General features: G+C 62.3%; 18 protein-coding genes, 1 tRNA gene and 1 riboswitch. Of the genes, 7 read left to right on the top strand and 12 right to left on the bottom strand.

Annotated features, from left to right (window positions below; genetic code table 11):
• Window positions 1-58 precede the first annotated feature (58 nt).
• Window positions 59-577 (bottom strand): GcrA family cell cycle regulator, encoded by a 519-nt coding sequence (locus JG746_RS33880; RefSeq protein WP_202356275.1) that lies wholly within the window; start codon window positions 575-577, stop codon window positions 59-61.
• Window positions 578-934: 357 nt separating this feature from the next.
• Here JG746_RS33880 and JG746_RS33875 point away from each other — a divergent pair, with 357 nt between their 5' ends.
• The 3 genes from JG746_RS33875 (at window position 935) to JG746_RS33865 (ending at window position 4206) form a co-directional block, all read left to right on the top strand.
• A complete protein-coding gene (locus JG746_RS33875) occupies window positions 935-2134 on the top strand; it encodes an aspartate aminotransferase family protein (RefSeq protein WP_202356274.1) in 1200 nt (399 codons plus the stop codon).
• Window positions 2135-2150: 16 nt separating this feature from the next.
• Complete coding sequence (gene argF / locus JG746_RS33870; RefSeq protein WP_202356273.1) at window positions 2151-3062, top strand: ornithine carbamoyltransferase; 912 nt, start codon at window positions 2151-2153, stop codon at window positions 3060-3062.
• Between the two features lie 112 nt (window positions 3063-3174).
• The gene (locus JG746_RS33865; protein ID WP_202356272.1) at window positions 3175-4206 is read left to right on the top strand and encodes an Hsp33 family molecular chaperone; all 1032 of its coding nucleotides are present in this window, start codon (window positions 3175-3177) and stop codon (window positions 4204-4206) included.
• A 238-nt stretch (window positions 4207-4444) separates the two neighbouring features.
• Here JG746_RS33865 and apaG read toward each other — a convergent pair whose 3' ends face one another.
• A complete protein-coding gene (gene apaG, locus JG746_RS33860) occupies window positions 4445-4837 on the bottom strand; it encodes a Co2+/Mg2+ efflux protein ApaG (protein ID WP_010913396.1) in 393 nt (130 codons plus the stop codon).
• Between the two features lie 220 nt (window positions 4838-5057).
• On the opposite strand from apaG, the gene JG746_RS33855 reads away from it, so the two are divergent.
• A complete protein-coding gene (locus JG746_RS33855) occupies window positions 5058-6209 on the top strand; it encodes a ceramide glucosyltransferase (RefSeq protein ID WP_202356271.1) in 1152 nt (383 codons plus the stop codon).
• A gap of 16 nt (window positions 6210-6225) precedes the next feature.
• Here JG746_RS33855 and JG746_RS33850 read toward each other — a convergent pair whose 3' ends face one another.
• Complete coding sequence (locus JG746_RS33850) at window positions 6226-7416, bottom strand: O-succinylhomoserine sulfhydrylase (protein WP_202356270.1); 1191 nt, start codon at window positions 7414-7416, stop codon at window positions 6226-6228.
• 57 nt (window positions 7417-7473) lie between these two features.
• A riboswitch (SAM riboswitch) is annotated at window positions 7474-7551 on the bottom strand.
• Between the two features lie 134 nt (window positions 7552-7685).
• On the opposite strand from JG746_RS33850, the gene JG746_RS33845 reads away from it, so the two are divergent.
• Window positions 7686-8780: a 2'-deoxycytidine 5'-triphosphate deaminase gene (locus JG746_RS33845; protein WP_202356269.1), complete on the top strand. Its 1095-nt coding sequence runs from the start codon at window positions 7686-7688 to the stop codon at window positions 8778-8780.
• A 26-nt stretch (window positions 8781-8806) separates the two neighbouring features.
• Complete coding sequence (locus tag JG746_RS37945; protein ID WP_446721137.1) at window positions 8807-9166, top strand: hypothetical protein; 360 nt, start codon at window positions 8807-8809, stop codon at window positions 9164-9166.
• Window positions 9167-9276: 110 nt separating this feature from the next.
• Here the strand turns inward: JG746_RS37945 and araD1 are convergent, their stop codons facing one another.
• From araD1 to chvE, 4 genes are all read right to left on the bottom strand, one after another.
• Entirely contained in the window at window positions 9277-10269 is a 993-nt protein-coding gene (gene araD1 / locus JG746_RS33835; protein ID WP_202356268.1) for an AraD1 family protein, read from the bottom strand.
• A gap of 236 nt (window positions 10270-10505) precedes the next feature.
• Complete coding sequence (gene mmsB, locus JG746_RS33830) at window positions 10506-11792, bottom strand: multiple monosaccharide ABC transporter permease (RefSeq protein ID WP_202356267.1); 1287 nt, start codon at window positions 11790-11792, stop codon at window positions 10506-10508.
• Window positions 11789-13321 (bottom strand): multiple monosaccharide ABC transporter ATP-binding protein, encoded by a 1533-nt coding sequence (gene mmsA / locus JG746_RS33825; protein ID WP_202356266.1) that lies wholly within the window; start codon window positions 13319-13321, stop codon window positions 11789-11791. Before mmsA ends, mmsB begins: the two co-directional genes overlap by 4 nt.
• A gap of 175 nt (window positions 13322-13496) precedes the next feature.
• A complete protein-coding gene (chvE, locus tag JG746_RS33820) occupies window positions 13497-14567 on the bottom strand; it encodes a multiple monosaccharide ABC transporter substrate-binding protein (RefSeq protein WP_202356265.1) in 1071 nt (356 codons plus the stop codon).
• A gap of 312 nt (window positions 14568-14879) precedes the next feature.
• On the opposite strand from chvE, the gene JG746_RS33815 reads away from it, so the two are divergent.
• Window positions 14880-15869 carry a LysR family transcriptional regulator gene (locus JG746_RS33815; protein WP_202356264.1) on the top strand — a complete coding sequence of 330 codons (990 nt, stop codon included), beginning with the start codon at window positions 14880-14882 and terminating at the stop codon, window positions 15867-15869.
• Between the two features lie 168 nt (window positions 15870-16037).
• Here the strand turns inward: JG746_RS33815 and JG746_RS33810 are convergent, their stop codons facing one another.
• The 5 genes from JG746_RS33810 to JG746_RS33790 form a co-directional block, all read right to left on the bottom strand.
• Window positions 16038-16271, bottom strand: a complete 234-nt coding sequence (locus JG746_RS33810; protein ID WP_202356263.1) for a hypothetical protein — start codon at window positions 16269-16271, stop codon at window positions 16038-16040.
• A 388-nt stretch (window positions 16272-16659) separates the two neighbouring features.
• Window positions 16660-17331 (bottom strand): FkbM family methyltransferase, encoded by a 672-nt coding sequence (locus tag JG746_RS33805; protein ID WP_202356262.1) that lies wholly within the window; start codon window positions 17329-17331, stop codon window positions 16660-16662.
• 18 nt (window positions 17332-17349) lie between these two features.
• Window positions 17350-18111 (bottom strand): glycosyltransferase family 25 protein, encoded by a 762-nt coding sequence (locus tag JG746_RS33800; RefSeq protein ID WP_202356261.1) that lies wholly within the window; start codon window positions 18109-18111, stop codon window positions 17350-17352.
• A gap of 290 nt (window positions 18112-18401) precedes the next feature.
• Window positions 18402-18475, bottom strand: a tRNA-Gly gene (locus tag JG746_RS33795).
• A 97-nt stretch (window positions 18476-18572) separates the two neighbouring features.
• Window positions 18573-20459 carry an acyltransferase family protein gene (locus JG746_RS33790; RefSeq protein ID WP_202356260.1) on the bottom strand — a complete coding sequence of 629 codons (1887 nt, stop codon included), beginning with the start codon at window positions 20457-20459 and terminating at the stop codon, window positions 18573-18575.
• Window positions 20460-20502: the final 43 nt, after the last annotated feature.

Below are 20502 nucleotides of genomic sequence, written 5' to 3'. Positions count from 1 at the left end.
GGCGCTCATCAGCGCGGCTCAAAACATATTGCCCTACTGCCTTACTGCCCTATTCCCTTCAGCGATTGCGTCTCCGCTCCGCCGCCGGCTGGAAGGCCACACGCGCGTGATACTTGCAATAAGGCCCCGTTTCGGCAGCCTCGTTGCCGCAGAAGTTGAAGTCTTCCGACAGCGGATCGCCGTTCGGCCATTTGCAGGTCCGCTCGGTCAGCTCGACGAGCTGCAGGTGCCGTGAGATCGGTACCACGACGTTCTCGACCGGACGGATATAGTGCCGCACCACCGGCTCGGCGTCGAATTGCGTCTGAAGGGCGGTCGCGCCGATCGATGTCGTGACGTGGCGGGCCGTGCTTGCGGCGCGCGCCACCGACTTCTGGACGGTCGAGCCCTGTGTGGCCTTCTTCTGGCGTGCCGGCGTTGCCGTTGCACGGCCGCGGCCCGACAGCTTCAGTCGATGCACCTTGCCGATGACGGCATTTCGGCTCACCCCTCCAAGCTGGGCAGCAATCTGGCTTGCGCTCAGACCCTCCGACCACAGTTTCCTGAGAAGTTCGACCCGCTCGTCAGTCCAGTTCATGAGACCGCGCTCCTGCTAACCGTGCGCAATCGGAATCCCTTCCCGACCCAGCAACCTTGCTGGGGCAGACACCACATATATCTGGTGATTAGGTCCGCCGCACGAAATCTAGTTATTTCTCGACTACAATTACCTTATGCGCTGACTCGGTGACAAGAGTCCCAAGTGCAACACGAATCGGTTTTTTCGGTTTTCCCCAACTTGCCCGGTCGCTCATGAGCCGGCGTCGAGTTAGGGGGCTTATCGCGTGCCACTACGCGACGTTTTCGTTGACTTCATGGCCGAAAAACACGATAAGCCGCACAAGGCCGCCGCTTTGGCGGCTTTTTTGATTTTCCGGTACCGGAGACGCATATAATGAGCGGTTCGGCGCTTTACGAGACCTTTGCTCGCGCTCCCCTGGCTTTCGACCATGGGGAAGGAACCTGGCTGGTTACCGACAAAGGCGAGCGATATCTCGATTTTGCCGGCGGCATCGCGGTCAATTCGCTCGGCCACAGCCATCCGCACCTGGTCGCGGCTCTCACCGAGCAGGCGGGAAAACTCTGGCACGTCTCCAATCTCTACGAGATTCCGGGACAGAGCCGGCTGGGCGAGCGCCTGGCCGACGCCACCTTTGCCGACAAGGTGTTCTTCACCAATTCCGGCGCCGAGGCGCTGGAATGCGCGATCAAGACGGCGCGGCGCTACCATTTCGTCAAGGGCCATCCCGAGCGCTTCCGCGTCATCACCTTCGAAGGCGCCTTCCATGGCCGCACGCTGGCCACCATCGCGGCCGGCGGCCAGTACAAATACCTCGAAGGCTTCGGCCCGAAGGTCGAAGGCTTCGACCAGGTCGGCTTCGACGACATCGATGCCGCCGAGAAGGCGATCACGCCGGAGACCGCCGCGATCCTGATCGAACCGGTGCAGGGCGAGGGCGGCATCCGCCCGGTTCCGACGCAGTCGCTGAAGCGGCTGCGGCAGCTTTGCGACCAGCACGGCCTGCTGTTGATCTATGACGAGGTCCAGTGCGGCATCGGCCGCACCGGCAAGCTGTTCGCGCATGAATGGTCAGGCGTGACGCCCGACATCATGGCGATCGCCAAGGGTATTGGCGGCGGCTTCCCGATGGGCGCCTGCCTGGCCACCGACGAGGCCGTGGTCGGTATGACGTCGGGCGTGCACGGCACCACCTTCGGCGGCAATCCGCTGGCCATGGCTGTCGGCAACGCCGTGCTCGATGTGGTGCTGGAGGACGGCTTCCTCGAGGATGTCCAGCGCAAGGCATTGCTGATGAAGCAGGGCCTGGCGGCGATCGCCGACGAATTCCCCGATGTCATTGAAGACATCAGGGGAACCGGGCTGATGCTTGGGCTCAAATGCGCCATGCCCAACACCAAGGTGAACATGGCGCTGCGTGACCAGCATTTGCTGGCGGTTCCGGCTGGTGACAACGTCATTCGCCTGCTACCACCGCTCACGGTCACCGACGCCGAGATCCACGAAGCGCTCAACCGCATCCGCGCCGGTGCCAAAGGCCTGGCGGATGCCATCGCCGTGGCCGCCGCGAAGTAATTCCGGAAAATTGCCGATGTCAGTTCGCCATTTCACCGATCTGTCCACCGTTTCCGAGGGCGACCTGCGCTTCATGCTGGACGACGCGGTGGTGCGAAAGGCGCGCCTCAAGGCCGGCGAGCGCACCAGGCCGCTCGAAGGCAAGGTTCTGGCGATGATCTTCGACAAGCCGTCAACGCGCACGCGCGTCTCCTTCGACGTCGGCATGCGCCAGCTTGGCGGCGAGACCATCATGCTGACCGGCACCGAAATGCAGCTCGGTCGCTCCGAAACCATAGCCGACACCGCCAAGGTGCTGTCGCGCTATGTCGATGCGATCATGATCCGCACCACTTCGCATGAGCGGCTGCTGGAGCTGACCGAGAATGCCACGGTTCCGGTGATCAACGGGCTGACCGACGACACCCATCCCTGCCAGCTGATGGCCGACATCATGACCTTCGAGGAGCATCGCGGTCCGGTGGCCGGCAAGACCATCGCCTGGACCGGCGACGGCAACAATGTGCTGCATTCGCTGCTCGAAGCCTCGGCGCGGTTCCGCTTCAACCTCAACGTCGCCGTGCCCGAAGGCAGCGAGCCGGCGCAGAAGCACATCGACTGGTCCAAGGCGCATGGCGGCAAGCTGCTCTTCACCCGCTCGCCCGAGGAAGCCGTCGACCAGGCCGACTGCGTCGTCACCGACTGCTGGGTGTCGATGGGCCAGGAGCATCGCGCCCGCGGCCACAACGTCTTCTCGCCCTATCAGGTCAATGCCAAGCTGATGGCGCATGCCAAACCGGACGCGCTGTTCATGCATTGCCTGCCGGCGCATCGCGGCGAAGAAGTGACCGACGAGGTTATCGACGGACCCCATTCGGTGGTCTTCGACGAGGCCGAGAACCGACTCCACGCCCAGAAGGCGGTGCTTGCCTGGTGTCTTGGGGCTTGAGGTGGCTTGGGCTTTGAAAGGTCTGGGCGCTTGATCTGCGGGGGCGCGATGCCTATCTGCGCCGCATCACGCAAATCAAGCGCGTTTGGACGCATGCACCCCAGGGGGCGGCATGGCCGCGCCCTGGAGCTTTGTCATGTTGGAAACGCATCAAGTGACTGAACATCACCCCAAACTCGGCGAGTTCGGCTATGCCGGCGACGACCATGTCGTCCCGTTCGAGGTCGGCCCGCTCGACGTGCGCGGCCGTACCGTCCAGCTCGGGCCGATGCTCGACGCCATCCTCAGCCGCCACGACTATCCCGAGCCGGTCGCCCGCCTGCTGGCGGAAGCCTGTGTGCTGACGGTGCTGCTCGGCACCTCGCTCAAATTCGAGGGCAAGTTCATCCTGCAGACCCGCACCGACGGGCCGGTCGACATGCTGGTGGCGGATTTTTCGACGCCGTCGGCGCTGCGCGCCTATGCGCGCTTCGATGCCGATCGGCTCGAGGCCTTGATCGCTGCAGGCGAAACGTCCCAGCAGACGCTGCTCGGCAGCGGCGTGCTGGCGCTGACCATCGACCAGGGCGCCCATACGCAGCGCTATCAAGGCATCGTCCAGCTCGATGGCGAAACGCTGGAAGATGCGGCGCGCACCTATTTCCGCCAGTCGGAGCAGATCCCGACGGATATCAGGCTGTCCGTGGCCAAGCTGTTGACGCCAGGCCCTGGCGGCGCGCGCGAACAATGGCGCGCCGGCGGCATCCTGGCGCAGTTCCTGCCGCAGTCGCCCGAACGCATGCGCATTCCGGACCTGCCGGGCGGCGACGGCGATCCGCGCGAGGAGATCCATGATCCGGCGGACAATTCCTGGCAGGAATTGCTGGCGCTGCTCGGCACGATCGAGCCGACCGAGCTGATCGACCCGACGATCGGCGCCGAACGGCTGCTCTATCGCCTGTTCCACGAGCATGGCGTGCGCGTCTTCGGCGGCGTTCCCGTCGCCGACCAGTGCTCATGCTCGCGCGACAAGATCCGCGGTATCCTCGAGGGCTTCTCCGCGCAGGAGATCAAGGACTCGACCGAGGACGGCGGCATCCATGTCGCCTGCGAATTCTGCTCGAAGCAGTACGACTTCGACCCGGCGGAATTCGCGGCGCAGTGAAGCTCCTTGCCTTCTCCCCGTTTCACGGGGAGAAGGTGCCCGAAGGGCGGATGAGGGGCGGCGCGAACTTCGGCGATTGGCCGCGCGCAGATCCCGTCATGGACGACATCTCAGGAAGGCTGGCGCCGCCCCTCATTGCCCTGCCGGGCGTTCGTCATTCGAAAAGCCAAGCAATTGGCTTTTCGTCCGCTGCGCGGACCATTCCTCAACTCCCGGTATAGTGACGGAGAGAAAGACGCTAATTTACCGTCCGCCTGGTTCCCGGCAGATCCAGCGAGAACGCTGGGATGGCGATGTCGAAGGTCTCGCCGCGCTTGTTGCGCATCGTGTAGTGCCCCACCATGATGCCTGACGGCGTCGAGAGCGGGCAGCCGGACGTGTACTGATAGCTGTCGCCGGGATTGAGTTCGGGCTGGTCGCCGACGACGCCCGGGCCGCGCACTTCCTCGACCCGGCCGGCGCCGTCTGTGATATGCCAATAGCGCGACAGAAGCTGCACGAATTCGTCCGACTGGTTGTCGATCGTTATCTGATAGCCCCAGACATAGCGGTTCTCCGAAGGATCCGAGCGATCCTCGAGGTAGAACGGCCTGACCTGCACTTCGATGTTGCGCGTGACGGCGCGGTACATAGGCGGCTCCAAAACAGTCCCATACCTTTCGGCGCTCCCGGCGAGCAGGTCAACGTGCGCGTCTTGTCGCGCCTGGCCTTGAAACGCAGGTGCCGGCAAAGAATGTCATTTAAGTGACACATGACAATGGTGGTGTGCACGAACCGGGCGACTCGGCGCTCTGTCGAACTGTTGAAAACGGCCATACACGGGCTGTCTCACCTGGAGTGACCAGATCTCGATGGAACTCACTCTCATAGCGGCCTCGCTTTCGACTGCTCTTATCCTTTCAAATGCCGCCAGCATCCTGCTCGCCGCGTCACAGCTGAAACGGCGCACCACGATCGCACGGCCAGCCGGCAAATCGCCGCCCGTGTCGGTCGTCATACCCTGGCGCGGCGTCGAGCCGTTCACGCAGGAGACGCTGGAGCGCGCCTTTTCGCTCGACTGGCCACGCTATGAGTTGATCTTCTGCGTTGCCCATGGAGACGACCCGGTGGTCAGGTTGATCCGCGCCGCCATTGACCGTTTCCCAAAAGTGCCGGCCCGGCTGTTGATCGGCGAAGACCGGTTCAGTGCCAATCCCAAGCTCAACAATTGCGCCAAGGGCTGGGAAGCCGCGCGGCACAACTGGGTCGTCCTGGCCGACTCCAACGTGCTGATGCCGAGAGACTACATCCAGCATTTGATGGCGGCTTGGCGGACGGATACCGGCCTTGTCTGCTCGACGCCGATCGGCTCGCGGCCGGAGGGCTTCTGGGCCGAGGTCGAATGCGCCTTCCTCAACACGCTGCAGGCCCGCTGGCAGTATGCCGGCGAGGCGCTCGGCCTTGGCTTTGCCCAGGGCAAGAGCATGCTATTGAACAAGCCGGTGCTGGATGCCAATGGCGGCATCCGCGCGCTGGCCGCCGAAGCCGCCGAGGACGCCGCCGCGACCAAGCTGGTGAGCGCGATTGGCCTGCGCGTCAATCTTGTCGCGGCACCCTTCGAGCAGCCGCTTGGCAGGCGCACGCTTGGCACGGTCTGGTCGCGCCAGGCCCGCTGGGCGCGTCTGCGCCGCGTCACCTTCCCGCTGTTCTTCACGCCGGAAATCCTGACCGGCGCGGTGGTGCCGCTGGCATTTGCGCTGCTTGCGGCAGCCAGCGCCGGTGTCAGCCTGCTGCTGACGGCCATCGCCGTGCTGGCGGCCTTCTACCTTCCGGAATGCGCCCTGGCCTGGTCCAAGGGCTGGCACCTGTCGCCGCGCACGGTCGCGGCGATGATCGCGCGGGACTTGATGTTGCCAGCCATGTGGGCACGCGGCTGGCTCGGCGGCGCGGTCGACTGGCGCGGCAATGCAATGACCATCGGCACCAAGGCTACGGAGCTGGAAGAGGCTTCGTCGCGCGCCTGAAAGCCAAAGACATCTACTATTTTGCCGCTTTCAGCGCCTGCGCGATGTCTTCCAGCAGGTCGTCGGCGTCCTCCAGGCCGACCGACAGCCTGAGCGTGCCCGGTCCGATGCCGAGTTCGGCGCGCGCCTCTTCGCTCAAATTCTTGTGCGTCGTCGTCGCCGGATGGGTGATCAGGCTCTTGGCATCGCCGAGATTGTTGGAGATCAGCACGATGTCGAGCGCGTTCTGCAAGGCGAAGGCCGCCTGCTTGCCGCCCTTGACGTCGAGGCAGATCAGCGTCGAGCCGCCCGACATCTGCTTCTTGACGATCTCAGCCTGCGGATGGTCGGCCCGGCCGGGATAGATGACGCGGGCGATCTGCGGTTGCTCGGCCAGGAAATCGGCGATCTTGCCGGCGCTTTCCGTCTGCTGGCGCACGCGCAGCGGCAGCGTCTCCAGGCCCTTCAGCAGCGTCCAGGCGTTGAAGGGCGACAGGCTGGGGCCGGTGTGGCGGAAATAGTCGTGCAAATTCTCGTCGATCCATTTCTTGTCCGACAGGATGACGCCGCCGAGACAGCGGCCCTGGCCGTCGATGTGCTTGGTCGCCGAATAGACGACGATATGCGCGCCGAGCTGCAACGGCTTCTGCTGCAAAGGCGTGGCGAAGACATTGTCGACGACAAGCCGCGCGCTGATCGAGTTGGCCAGCGACGCGACGGCGGCGATGTCGACCACTTCCAATGTCGGATTGGTCGGGCTCTCCAGGAAAAACAGCTTGGTGTTGGGTCTGACCGCCTTTTCCCAGTTGGCGATGTCGGTGCCGTCGACCAGTGTCGCCTCGATGCCGTAGCGCGGCGCCAGGGTCTCGACAACCCAGCGGCAGGAGCCGAACAGCGCGCGCGCCGCCACGATGTGGTCACCGGCCTTGACGCTGCACAGAAGGGCCGCCGTCACCGCGGCCATGCCCGATGCCGTGGCGCGTGCGTCTTCGGCGCCTTCCAGCGCGCACATGCGCTTTTCGAACATGTCGACGGTCGGATTGGCGTAGCGCGAATAGATGAAACCGGGTTCCTCGCCCTTGAAACGGGCTTCCGCCGCCTGCGCCGTTTCGTAGACATAGCCCTGGGTCAGGTACATCGCCTCCGAGGTCTCGCCGAAGCCGGAACGCAGGGTTCCGCTATGAACGAGGGCTGTCTGAGGCTTCCAGTTGCGCTTGTTGCTGCTCATCGCTTTTGTTTCCAGACACAAAAAAACCGGTCACGAAAGTCGCAACCGGTCCATACGGCCTCACGGCCAACGGTCCTTTAGCGACTTGTTTAACGTGGCTGCAAGCCGACCGGCCAAATCACCACGGGATAACGATCCTTTAGACCCGTACCACGCTTGCGTCAATTGCCGGCTTCATTAAGAGGTTTGTACCAAGCAGGTTTCGCAAAAGTGTCCCACGGTTTGCGACAAGAACCTGCGCCAAGAAATGGTCGCCCAGGAGCGAAGCTTTGCGGCAGACAGGCATTCTTCCCGATCAGGACATCGCGGCGCTGTTCCAGTCCGGTGCGCTGAAGTCGCGACGTGCTCTTGATCCCGACCAGATCCAGCCGGCCAGCCTTGATCTCAGGCTCGGCGACAAGGCCTGGCGGGTGCGCGCGTCCTTCCTGCCGGGTCCCAACCATAAGGTTTCGGAAAAGCTCGACAGGCTGAAGCTGCACGAGATCAATCTGGCCGAAGGCGCGGTGCTGGAGACTGGCTGCGTCTACATCGTGCCGCTGCTCGAAAGCCTTGCCTTGCCGGCAGAGATTTCCGCTTCGGCCAACCCGAAGAGCTCGACCGGGCGGCTCGACATCTTCACCCGTGTCATGACCGACCGCGGCCACGAGTTCGACAAGATCGCCGTCGGCTACAACGGTCCGCTCTATCTCGAGGTCAGCCCGCGCACTTTCCCGATCGTCGTGCGCACCGGCTCGCGCCTGTCGCAGATCCGCTTCCGCACCGGCAACGCTTTGCTCGCCGAAGCCGAACTCAATGAATTGCATCGCGCGCAGATGCTGGTCGCCACCGAACCGCCGAATATTTCGGGCGGCGGCATCGCGCTGTCGATCGATCTCAACGGCGACAGTGACGGGCTGGTCGGCTATCGCGGCAAGCACCACACCGGTCTTGTCGATGTCGACAAGCGCGCCGCGCAGGATGTCGTCGATTTCTGGGAACCGATCCACAAGAGCGGCGCCGGCGAGCTGGTGCTTGACCCCGACGAATTCTACATCCTCGTCAGCCAGGAAGCGGTGCATGTGCCACCACTCTACGCCGCCGAGATGACGCCTTTCGATCCGCTGGTCGGTGAATTCCGCGTCCACTATGCCGGCTTCTTCGATCCGGGTTTCGGCCATTCGGCGGCTGGTGGCACCGGCAGCCGGGCGGTGCTTGAGGTGCGCAGCCACGAAGTGCCGTTCATCCTCGACCATGGCCAGATCGTCGGCCGGCTGGTCTACGAGCACATGCTGAAACGGCCGCAGTCGCTCTACGGCACGGATCTCGGCTCCAACTACCAGGCACAGGGCCTGAAGCTCTCCAAGCACTTCCGCGCCGCACGCTGAGCGCCGATTGCCGCCGGGCAAGATACTTGCCTGCGCCGGGAGAGGCGATCACCGACCTGACCAACGGCCGGCTTGATGCCGTGATTTCGGACAAGTTCGTGCTGGTGGACTGGCTGAAGAAGTCGAGCGACGGCTGCTGCAAGCTGGTCGGCGACGTCAAGGGCACCGAAACGCAAGCCGGCATTGCCGTGCGCCTCGACGACACCGCCCCTGCGCGACTAGCTAAACGCAGCCATCGATGCGCTCGTCGCCGACGGCACCTACTAGAAGATCCAGGCCAAGTATTTCGACTTCGATATTTATTGAGAAGCTGCCAATATCTCCCCCCTCGTGGGGGACATGCCCGGCAGGGCAGAGGGAGGCGCAAGGATCGCGACCTCTCCTAAGAGCGTCAGGAATAGCGGAAGGCACAGTTGCTTCCATTGCTACGCTGGCGGGACAACGCCCCCCCTCTGGCCTGCCGGCCATCTCCCCAAGAAGCGGGGAGATCACGCTCTCAAAGCGCCTTCACCGCCACCTTCACCGGCTTTTCGATCTCGAGCGGGTTGCGCAGCGGCAGTCCGAAATCGCCGGCCTCGATTTCGAACACATCGCCGGCCTCGGTCTTGACGCCGTCGGCGAAGGACAGCGTCGCGGTGCCGAACATATGCACATGCACGTCACCGGGCTGGCGGAACGCCGAATATTTGAAGTGATGGTGTTCGAGATTGGCGATGGTGTGCGACATGTTCGCTTCGCCCGACAGGAACGGCTTTTCCCACAGCGTCTTGCCGTCGCGCACGATGCGCGAGGTGCCGCGGATGTCGGAAGGCAGGTCGCCGATCAGGATCTCGGGCCCGAACGAGGCGTTGCGCAGCTTGGAATGGGCGAGGAAGAGATAGTTCACCCGCTCGGTCACATGGTCGGAAAACTCGTTCGACAGCGTGAAGCCGACGCGGAAGGCGGCACCGTCGTCGCCGATGACATAGATGCCGGCGATTTCGGGTTCCTCGCCGGCGTCCTTGGCGAAGGCCGGTGACATGAGCGCGGCACCCGGCGCCACGGCCATCGTGCCGTTGCCCTTGTAGAACCATTCCGGCTGCACGCCGACCTGGCCCTTGGCGGGCTTGCCGCCCTCCAGACCCATGCGGAACATCTTCATGGAATCGGTGAGCTGCTCCTCGCCATCGGCGCTGAGCTTCTTGTGCATGGAATCGCGCGTTGCGGCCGAGCCGAGATGCGTCAGGCCGGTGCCGGTGAGATGCAGGTGCGCCGGATCGGGGTGATTGATCGGCGACAACAGCCGCCCCTTCTTGTAGGCGGCATCGAGATCGACCGTCTCGCCGAGCCCCTTGCGCTCGATCAGGGTGGCGAGGCCGACGCCGGTGCGGGCCGCCTCCATCGCCAGCGAATAGACGCTGCGGGCGCCGTTGATGATCCGGGTCTTGCCGCCATTGCGGGCAACGACGCGGATGGTCTCGGCGTCATCGAGAATCTGCGAGATCAGCATGATCAATCCTCTCTCATGTGCCTTGGCATGGCTGCCGCCGCGGCAAACCTTCCCAAGCGCGGCTGGGACGTCGCCCATGCCACGGGTGAAATTCTCCGTTCGGATTGCGCTCGCGGGGCTTGGTTCCTTGAGGGAACTTCTTCGTGCCTGCTGGTTGCCGGCAGCGCCGCGATGTGACCCGTATGCCTTCCTCGTTGCCTCGCCGGAGCGGTTCGGCCCGCTCCCGGTATTTTGTTTCAGGCCTTGTTCTTGTTGTAGACGTCGAAGATCACGGCGCCGAGCAGCACGAGGCCTTTGACCACCTGCTGCCAGTCGACGTTGACGCCCATGATCGACATGCCGTTGTTCATCACGCCCATGATGAAGCCGCCGACCACGGCGCCGATGACCTGGCCGACGCCGCCCATTGCCGAGGCGCCGCCGATGAAGACGGCGGCGATGACGTCGAGCTCCGAGCCCAGACCCGCCGCCGGCACGGCCTGGCCGAGACGCGCCGCGATGATCAGGCCTCCCAGCGCTGACAGCACACCCATATTGATGAACACCAGCAGCGTCAGCCGCTCGGTGTTGATGCCCGACAGCTGCGCCGCCTTGGGATTGCCGCCCATGGCATAGATGCGACGGCCGATCGTCATGCGCTTGGTGACGAAGACGAACAGCGAGATCAGCACGCCCATGACGAGCAGCACCACCGGCAGGCCCCGGTAGCTGGCGAATTCATAGACAAGGAACAGCGCCAGCGCGCTGGCGACCAGCGTCTTGACGACGAACAGGGGGAACGGCTCGGCCTCATAGCCATGGCGTTCGCGCTTGCGTCGCGTCCTCACCCCGAAATAGGCATAGGCAACCACCGCGATGAGGCCGAGCACGATCGTCGTCATGTGCAGCGTCAGGCCGCTGCCGATGATGGTCTTGCCGGCGGCATTCACCGTCGGCGGGATCAGCGTCAGCGGGCCGATCAAGTCCGGGATGAAGCCGGAGCTCAGTGCCTTGAAGTCGTCGGGAAGTGGGCCCACCGAGGACCCGCCGCCCAGCAGCGCCTGGCAGATGCCGCGGAAGATCAGCATGCCCGCAAGCGTCACGATGAAGCTCGGTATCCGGTGATAGGCGATCCAATAGCCTTGCGCCGCGCCGATCAGGCCGCCCACGATGAGGCAGACGATCGAAACCACCAGCGGATTGCTGAGCGGTCCGAGTTGCCAGATGACCATCATGTTGGCCGCCAGCGCGCCGATGAAACCGGCGACCGACCCGACGCTGAGGTCGATATAGCCGGAAACGATGACCAGCAGCATACCGAGCGCCATCACGATGATGAACGAATTCTGCTGCACAAGATTGCTGAGGTTGACCGGCTTGAACAGCGTTCCAGACGTGGTGAACTGGAAGAACAGCATGATGACGATCAGCGCGATGATCAGGCCGTATTCGCGCAGGTTCGTCGTCAGCGCCGAGACGGCAATGCGTGGACGCTGTTCTTCGGCGACATTGCCCTGCGGGGCGGGGGCGCTTTCGGTGCTCATGCTGCTTTTCCTTCTCCCCGAACGATGGCACGCATTATTTTTTCCTGGCTTGCGTCCGCCGCGGGCATTTCGCCGACGATGCGGCCTTCGTTCATGACGTAGATGCGGTCGGTGATGCCGAGCAATTCCGGCATTTCCGACGAGATGACCACGATTGCCTTACCCTCCGAGGCCAGACGCGCGATGATCGTGTAGATTTCGTACTTCGCGCCGACATCGATGCCGCGCGTCGGCTCGTCGAGGATCAGAACCTCCGGGTCGGCGAACAGCCATTTCGACAACACCACCTTCTGCTGGTTGCCGCCGGAAAGATTGCCCGTCATCTGATAGACGCTCGAAGCACGGATATTGGTCTTCTTGCGATAATCATTGGCAACGGCGAGTTCGCGCAAATCGTCGATCACGCTGTGACGCGACACGCCACCGAGATTGGCAAGCGTTATGTTGTGCTTGATATGGTCGATCAGGTTGAGACCGTAAGTCTTGCGGTCCTCGGTCACGTAGGCGATGCCATGTTCGACCGCCTTGCTCACGGACGAGACATCGATCGGCTTGCCCTTGAGCTGAACCTCGCCGGTGATGCGACGGCCATAGGAGCGGCCGAACAGGCTCATGGCGAATTCGGTGCGGCCGGCGCCCATCAGCCCGGCAATGCCGACCACCTCGCCCTTGCGCACGTTGATGTCTATGCCTTTGATCACCTGCCGCTCGGCATGGATCGGGTGATAGACCGACCAGTTCTTCACTTCGAATACGACATCGCCAATGTTGGGCTCGCGCGGCGGATAGCGGTCGTCTAGCGAACGGCCGACCATCGAGGTGATGATCCGGTCCTCCGAAATGTCCTGCCTGGCCAGCGTCTCGATGGTGCGCCCGTCACGGATGACCGTAACCTTGTCGGCGACCCGGTTCACCTCGTTGAGCTTGTGCGAGATCAGGATCGAGGTCATGCCCTGGCGCTTGAATTCGAGCAGAAGGTCGAGCAGAGCCTGGCTGTCCTTCTCGCTGAGCGACGCGGTCGGCTCGTCGAGGATCAGCAGCTTGACTTCCTTGCTCAGCGCCTTGGCGATCTCGACCAGCTGCTGCTTGCCGACGCCGATATTGGTGATCAGTGTCTTGGGGTCCTCCTTGAGGCCCACCTTCTTCAACAGCGCGCTGGTGCGCGCCTCGTTGGCGTCCCAGTCGATCACACCGAATTTGGCGTGTTCGTTGCCGAGGAAGATGTTTTCGGCAATCGACAGCATCGGCACCAGGGCAAGCTCCTGATGGATGATGACGATGCCCTTGTGTTCGCTGTCATGGATGCCTTTGAACTGGCATTCCTGGCCTTGAAAAATGATCTGGCCGTCGTAGGTGCCTGCGGGATAGACGCCCGACAGCACTTTCATCAGCGTCGACTTGCCGGCGCCGTTCTCGCCGACCACGGCGTGGATCTCGCCTTCCTGGACGCTGAGATTGACGTTCGACAACGCCTTCACGCCGGGGAACGTCTTGGTGATGTCGCGCATCTCCAAAATCGTCGATGTCATCAGGGCAAGCTCCTAGACTTTCTTGTTTTTACGCAATTCCCAGGGGCGCTACGCTTTGGAAAACCGCTACGCAATTTTCCTGGAATTGCTCTAGGCCGGCAGAAACAATACCGGGGTCGCTTGTGAACGAAAAGGGGCCCTGCGTCACGCAGGACCCCCAACTTTATAACAGAGATTACTTCAGGTCTTCGGCCTTGATGTAGCCGGAGTCGACGACCAGCTTCTGGTAGTTCGACTTGTCGACTTCATGCGGCGTCAGCAGGATCGAGGGAACGACCTTGACGTCGTTGTTGTAGGTCTTTTCGTCGAGGCCATCCGGCTTGCCGCCCGACAGCACCTTGTCGACCAGGCCGACTGTGGCCTTGGCCAGGTCGCGCGTGTCCTTGAACACGGTCGAGTACTGTTCGCCCGTGATGATCAGCTTGACCGAGGCGGTCTCGGCGTCCTGACCGGTCACGATCGGCCAGGGCTGAGCGGCCGTGCCGTAGCCCACGGCGCGCAGCGAGGCGGTGATGCCGCGCGACAGGCCGTCATAGGGCGACAGAACGCCATCGACGCGGCTGCCGTCCGAGTAGTTGGCCGACAGCAGATTGTCCATGCGCGCCTGGGCGGTGGCGGCGAGCCAGCGCAGCGTGCCGACCTTGTCCATGCCCATCTGGCCGGACTTGATCTTGATCGAGCCGTCGTCGATCAGCGGCTGCAGGACGGAAATCGCGCCGTTGTAGAAGAAGAAGGCGTTGTTGTCGTCGGGCGAGCCGCCGAACAGTTCGACGTTCCACGGCTTGGTGTTCGGGAAGCGTTCCTTGAGGCCCTTGACCAGCGAATTCGCCTGGATCACGCCGACGCCGAAATTGTCGAAGGTGGTGTAGTAGTCGACATTCTTGGTCTTCTTGATCAGGCGGTCATAGGCGACGACGACGACGCCCGCGTCAGCGGCCTTCTGCAGCGCATCCGAGAGCGTGGTGCCGTCGATCGAGGCGATGATCAGCGCCTTCGGGCCTTTGGTGATTTCGTTTTCCAGCTGGCTGAGCTGGTTGGGGATGTCGTCCTGCGCATACTGCAGGTCGACGGTGTAGCCGAGAGCCTCGAGCTGGGATTTGACGGCGTCGCCGTCATTGATCCAGCGCTGCGAAGTCTTGGTCGGCATCAGCACGCCGACGAGACCCTTGTCGGCCGCGTGCGCCGAATAGGTCATGGCAGCGATGCCAAGCGCCGCGACTGCGGCCAGTGTCTTGATGATTTTCACGTAACTCTCCCTGGTTGATGGACGCAGACCCCGGGGGTCGCGGGCCGCGCAATCGTGCAGAAGCGCCAAGGCACTGCTGCCGTCATATCGATCTCCGGTATCCTCCCATGGCCCCGAGCCGCTGATTTCAATCGATACGATTTTATCGTCGGCGACCGTTGCGTCTCGGAACGGGCTGACGTTGCCGCCCTTTTGCCATAACTGTCAAATGCGATCTTTGATGGTTGCTATACCGCAGGTGGTATATGTTATGACGTGTGGCGGGTGGCTGGCAGACGCCAGCGGGGCCGCGAGCAGAGGCAAGGAAAAACCATGGCGGCGTTACGGAATCCGGCTGCGGGTTCAAATGGTTACAACGAGACTCCAGGCGATGGCGAAACCCTGCTGCGCAGCGGTCTCAGCCTGCGCCATATGCGCATGATCGTCGCGCTCGACGATCATGGCCGGGTGAGCGCGGCGGCGCAGGTCATGAACATTTCGCAGCCTGCGGCATCGCGCATGATCGCCGAGATGGAGGCGGTGCTCGAGGTCAAGCTGTGCGAGAGGCTGCCGCGCGGCATCACGCTGACGCCCTACGGCAAGGCGCTGGCCAGGCGTGCGCGTTCGATCCTGCTGGAGATGCGCGAGGTCGATCGCGAGATTTCCGAGCTCAAGGCAGGCAAGGGCGGTTCGGTGTTTCTCGGTGCCGTTACGGCGCCGGCGATCGAACTGGCGGTGCCGGCGATTCGCGAAATCCGCCGCATCTATCCACGCATCGAGATCACCATGCAGGTCGAGACCTCCAATGTGCTGGCGCGCGAGCTGATCGCCACGCGCCACGATTTCATCATTGCGCGCATCCCCGACGATCTCAATCCGCGGCTGTTCGAATCGCGTGTCATCGGTGTCGAGAAAGCCTGCCTGATCGTGCGTCGGGGCCACCCGCTGACCATGGGCAGCGTGGTGCGGCTGGAAGACACCGCCGCTTATGACTGGGTTTTCCAGTCGGGCGGCTCGCCCTTGCGTCAGGCAATGGAGAGCAATTTCCTCAACCGCAACATCGCGCTGCCGGACCGGATCCTCAACACCAGTTCGCTGCTCCTCACGCTGGTCATGGTCGCGCAGTCCGATGCCATCGCGCCGGTCTCGGTGCAGGTGGCGAAATTCATCCAGAATCCCGACGGACTCGCCGGCGCCATCGACGTCGTCCAGACCGAATTCGACATCGAAGTCAGGCCCTACAGCCTGATCACGGTCAGGAATCGCGCGCTGTCACCCGCCGCCAAGATGCTGCACGACTTCATCCTGCGCGAAGTGGGGTGATGGAACAAGAAGTGCAGTCGCGCGTTCAGCCAAATCGGCATGCTCGCTGGAGCCCGTTTTGGGCGAGGGAACGAGGTGCCGGTGTCAACAACTCGGGAGGTTTTGATGGAACGTCGGTTGTTTCTCACTGGAATGCTAGGCGTTGCGGGGGCCGCGGCGTTTGCGAGCCTAGCCGGACCCGGCCGCGCGGTTGCCGGCGTTCCCCAGGGCAATGGAATTCTCGATGAGCTGGACAAGCAGGATGCGGCTGTCTTGGAAGGCGATGACGGCGTCGAAGTCGAGCAGGTCTCCCACCGTCGTTGGCATCATCGCTACGACGGAGATCGCTATTATGGAGGCAGACGGCGCCGTCGCGGCTGGAGACGGGTTTGCCGTCGCTACTGGCGCCATGGCCGCCGTCATGTGCGTTGCTGGCGCGAGCGCGTGTGGCTCGGGGTCTGGCTGTGACGAACCGTTGACGAAAGGCCGGCCACCGCGGCGTGGATGCGCTCGCGGATGGCGGCCGAACGGCTTACATAGCGCTTGACGATCAACGACCTCGTCTCAAGCCATCATCCAGGCGATCTCTCGCTCGCGTAGGCCGACGAGACAGAACTCGGTCGCCGCGGGGCGCGCAGGTCATGGAAATGCAGGTCGCCGTCCGGCCAAGTCGCCGGGAGTTGAACCCGTCCTGACATTCGCCGGCATGTTGACACTGACGCACAATGGCATTTCGCTGATTGTCGCAGGCGTTTATGGGAAGCTTAAGGGTTCCGCCGCTCACATTCCGGCCAGCGCCAGCCCTAACTGGTCAGCGCCATCCGAGTTCGACGTTGCTTATCGGCCTTGCCGCAATCCGCTCTTTCAACGCGCCAATCCTCATCGCCAATTCTGGCGAAAAGCGCTCGTGTGTCTCAGCGACGATCAGGTCTATTTTTGTCTCCACCCCAGCATCAAGAATAGCCTCCAACACCTCAGCCTCTGTTCCTTCGATGTCGAGTTTAAGGATGGAAACCTTCTGCGGCAGTGCATTGATGTAGGCCACAAGGTCAACAACTTCGACGCTCGTTGTGGCTTCATCGTGCACGTTGCGCCGATCAAGCGATGACCATTCTGTTTGATAGATGGCACCTGTTCTGACGGCTGCGGTTTGAAAGAAAGGTGCGTGGCCGGCTCTCGCGCCGACCGCCTTGTTTTCGATGGTCACCTTGTCGTTGCCGGAGAACCTTCTTTGAAGAATCGCCAGCGCTGTCGGGTCCGGCTCAAATGCGATCACTCGCATGCCCTGGCCTACGAAATATGCCGTTACATCGCCGACATTGGCACCGGCATCGATAATGAGGGAATTGGCCGGCAGGCGCCGCATCAGAGATATGAGCTTGAAGCACGCCCGATTAAACGAATGGCGGCTACGGCGCTTGTATTTCCTGTAGGCATGCCACCTCAACCACATTTCAAAAAAGCTGCTTGGAAATGCAAACATAGTCGTAAGCTACCGGTTTTATCTGGGGTAAACTGACGGGCCGCCTAGGCGCACAGCGTCAACTTTCTCTGTCGACAGGAAATTCCTGTTACGCAAGTACCAGAAAATGCGCGTCGCCTCTGAGTGGATCCTGTCGGCCATTCGCTTGTTTACATGGGGTCTGGGCGTAAGCTGGATCAAGCTCAAAGGTTTCTCCGTCCCAACGAAAACTGCTTGGGCACAGAGAGCCGGCATCAATTGGTAGATCGTGTTGCGCGCGGCAGTCATCTGATTTGGGCTGAAAAGGGCGACATCGACTGGCGCCTTAAAGCGTCCCGTGTTTCTGAACAGGCTGTGGGCGGCTCTTTTGGAAATCACGTAGCCGCACGAACCTAAGTGTTGCCCGAGAAGCCGCCTTGCTGAGTACCCGTTTCTGACGGGAACATGCCGGCTCCCAAGCCTCACTCGGCTGAAGAATGTTTCCAGCTTGATGATATCAGCGCCTGGCGGGATCCAGGTATCATCGGCCAGAACGCCGCCAGCGTCGTGGCTAAAAACAACGTCGTCCTCGAAGATCGCGCCATATTGGTCGGGACCATCCGCGATGGCCTTCCAGCAGCGGCGGTGACTGAGAAAGCAACAGATTTCCGTTTCGGTTAGCGGCGGGGAGGTAAACGGAACCCCGTTCATGGCGTCGACACCAGCGACGCGCTCGAAATCAATCCCAATACGAGAAAATTCCGCTGTAGCCGCGGCCAGCCGATCAACAGATCGGTCAAGATTAATGACCAAACATTTCATTGTCGCCCCCGCGACCTAAAAATAAATTATCGATAGCCTATACTGTAGCTATTCCAGGCGGCCCACCAATTGGGCAGCAATAGCAGCATAGATATGAGAGCACCAGTCAAGCCCCTTACAATTTCACCCTGCCTTCCTCCAACATGTGCAAAAGCTGTGAGGAAGGCACTGGCTGGCCCCAAATCAGCCCCACGATAAAGAACAGACGGGGACCGATCGTGTAAAACTCGGTGTAAAACGGCTCAATTTGATAGGTCGTAAAATCAGGGTCAAAACCCTTGGACACAAGCTGGAGCGGGTAGCGGGAATCGAACCCGCGCGTTCAGCTTGGGAAGCTGACAGGCTACCATTACATCATACCCGCGCGTGCCCTCGTTACCATGAGGTTCGGCCTTCGGGCAATCGCAAAGCGATGCCTCGAACAAACGCTTTCACGCTTCCCTCGGCGCTGGCCGCGATTCCTATTTTGCCTTGGCGACCTTGTTGCTGGCGGCGAAGCTTGGCCAGTATTTCGAGATGGCGAGCGTCGCGCCGGCGGACGAGAAATGACCGTAGTCGAAGTAGAGGAACTGCCTGGTTCCCGCGTCGGCATAGGAGCAGCCGGCGCCGTCGCACAGATAGGCCAGCGGGTCGATGAAAGTTGCCCCTTTGACGAAGGGCAGCACCTGCTTGTTGATGTCCGGATCCATCGCCATCGGCCAGGATGTGTTCGCGACGTGCTCGCGTCTTGCGAAGAAAGCGATTTTCTGGACGTCGGCGATGAACTCCGGAGACTGGCCGATGACATAGACCTTGACGCCCATGTCGCGCAGCCGGTCGACTGTCTTCTGCAGGCCGTCGAAGCCCCTTGCCTGGTAGTCGGTCCATCGGCCGCTCAGGATCACCGCCTGGATGTTGGCATCGCGGATGATCGACAGCGCCCGCTCGTTGAAGCGCGTGCAGGCCGGCCGGGCATAGGAGAAGTAGCTCAGATTGGGCGGGCAGCCGGCATAGGTGTACTGGATGACGTTGGCCTGGATTTTTTCAGCATTGGCTTCCAGCCCCGACACATAGTGCGCGGCGAAGGAATCGCCCCACAGCAGCACATTGGTGGGAAAGCCATGCGTTCGGGTGCAGTCGGCCAGGTTCCAGTTGTCGATCCGGCTCGCGCCCTCGTTGAAACAGACGCCGTTGCGCCAGTCACCCACCAGCACCCGTTCCGTCGAGAAGTCCGGGAACCGTTGCGGAAAGCCCTTGCCCAGCGCGCCGGCCAGGCCGCCGACGCACAGCAGGGCGATCGCCGTCGCCGAGAAGGCGAAAATGGGCAGAGGGGCCGTGAAGGCCCGCTTCTGGCGGAAGGGCTGCTCGACATATTTCCACGAGAATGTCGCCAGCGCGACGCTGGCCACGATCATCGCCATGATCGTCGGTACGCCGATGGCCTTGAGCGAGAGATAGTGGACGAACGAATTGATCGGCCAGTGAACGAGGTAGAGCGAATAGGAGATAAGGCCGATCCAGACCAGCGGGGTGAGCTGCAGCACCTGCGTGGCGACAGGGACCGGCCTGTCCGCATGGGGCTGGCCCGCATAGATGAGCAGCGCCGTTCCGATGCAGGGAAACAGGGCATTGTAGCCCGGAAACGGATCGCTCTCCGAAATCGTCAGGAAGCCGTAGGCGATCAGGCCGAAACCGGCCAGCCCGATCAGTTCCGTCAGCGGACGGCTGGCAAGCGCCGGCGGCCTTCGCAGCATCAGCATGGCGCCCAGCGCCAGTTCCCAGACGCGCGTCGGCAAGAGGTAGAAGCCGGCGGTCGGCGCCAGCGTGGTTGCCATGACCGCCAGGGCAAAGCTGCCGATGGCGATCGGCAGCAATATCGTCAGCCAGCGCTTCGAGGCGTATCGGTAGATCAGATACACCAGGATCGGCGCGAAGATGTAATACTGCTCCTCGACCGACAGCGACCATGTGTGCAGCAGCGGCCGCAGTTCCGCGTCGATGGAGAAATAGTTGGTCGTTTTCCAGAAATAGATGTTCGACCAGAAGGTCGAGGCCGCGATCACGCTGAGGCTGTACTCGTGGAGATCCGAGGGCAGCAGGATGAACCAGGCGGCGATGCTGGCAAGCACGATGACGAAGGTCAGGGCCGGCAGGATGCGCCGCGCGCGGCGCCAGTAAAAGCGGCCGATCGAGACCTGGCCGCGCTCGAGATCGTCGAGCAGGCTGCCGCTGATCAGATAGCCCGATATGACGAAGAAGATGTCGACGCCGGTGAAACCGCCGGGAATGGCCGATACGCCGAAATGGAAGAGTACGACGGGCAGCACTGCAATGGCCCGCAGGCCATCAATATCGCGCCTGTAGTTCATTCGGCCGGTCCGTAGGCCGCGGCCCGTGGCAGCCGTGCGGCGG

This window comes from Mesorhizobium sp. 113-3-3 (assembly GCF_016756495.1).
Lineage (GTDB): Bacteria > Pseudomonadota > Alphaproteobacteria > Rhizobiales > Rhizobiaceae > Mesorhizobium.
Note: the sequence above shows the minus strand (reverse complement) of the source record. Positions and strands in the feature narration are given on the sequence as shown.

Excerpts from the sequence above, each read along its gene's own strand:
- JG746_RS33880 (WP_202356275.1), bottom strand. The coding sequence starts at position 577 with ATGAACTGGACTGACGAGCGGGTCGAACTTCTCAGGAAACTGTGGTCG.
- JG746_RS33875 (WP_202356274.1), top strand. The coding sequence starts at position 935 with ATGAGCGGTTCGGCGCTTTACGAGACCTTTGCTCGCGCTCCCCTGGCT.
- argF (WP_202356273.1), top strand. The coding sequence starts at position 2,151 with ATGTCAGTTCGCCATTTCACCGATCTGTCCACCGTTTCCGAGGGCGAC.
- JG746_RS33865 (WP_202356272.1), top strand. The coding sequence starts at position 3,175 with ATGGCCGCGCCCTGGAGCTTTGTCATGTTGGAAACGCATCAAGTGACT.
- apaG (WP_010913396.1), bottom strand. The coding sequence starts at position 4,837 with ATGTACCGCGCCGTCACGCGCAACATCGAAGTGCAGGTCAGGCCGTTC.
- JG746_RS33855 (WP_202356271.1), top strand. The coding sequence starts at position 5,058 with ATGGAACTCACTCTCATAGCGGCCTCGCTTTCGACTGCTCTTATCCTT.
- JG746_RS33850 (WP_202356270.1), bottom strand. The coding sequence starts at position 7,416 with ATGAGCAGCAACAAGCGCAACTGGAAGCCTCAGACAGCCCTCGTTCAT.
- araD1 (WP_202356268.1), bottom strand. The coding sequence starts at position 10,269 with ATGCTGATCTCGCAGATTCTCGATGACGCCGAGACCATCCGCGTCGTT.
- mmsB (WP_202356267.1), bottom strand. The coding sequence starts at position 11,792 with ATGAGCACCGAAAGCGCCCCCGCCCCGCAGGGCAATGTCGCCGAAGAA.
- mmsA (WP_202356266.1), bottom strand. The coding sequence starts at position 13,321 with ATGACATCGACGATTTTGGAGATGCGCGACATCACCAAGACGTTCCCC.
- JG746_RS33815 (WP_202356264.1), top strand. The coding sequence starts at position 14,880 with ATGGCGGCGTTACGGAATCCGGCTGCGGGTTCAAATGGTTACAACGAG.
- JG746_RS33810 (WP_202356263.1), bottom strand. The coding sequence starts at position 16,271 with ATGACGGCGGCCATGGCGCCAGTAGCGACGGCAAACCCGTCTCCAGCC.
- JG746_RS33805 (WP_202356262.1), bottom strand. The coding sequence starts at position 17,331 with ATGTTTGCATTTCCAAGCAGCTTTTTTGAAATGTGGTTGAGGTGGCAT.
- JG746_RS33800 (WP_202356261.1), bottom strand. The coding sequence starts at position 18,111 with ATGAAATGTTTGGTCATTAATCTTGACCGATCTGTTGATCGGCTGGCC.
- JG746_RS33790 (WP_202356260.1), bottom strand. The coding sequence starts at position 20,459 with ATGAACTACAGGCGCGATATTGATGGCCTGCGGGCCATTGCAGTGCTG.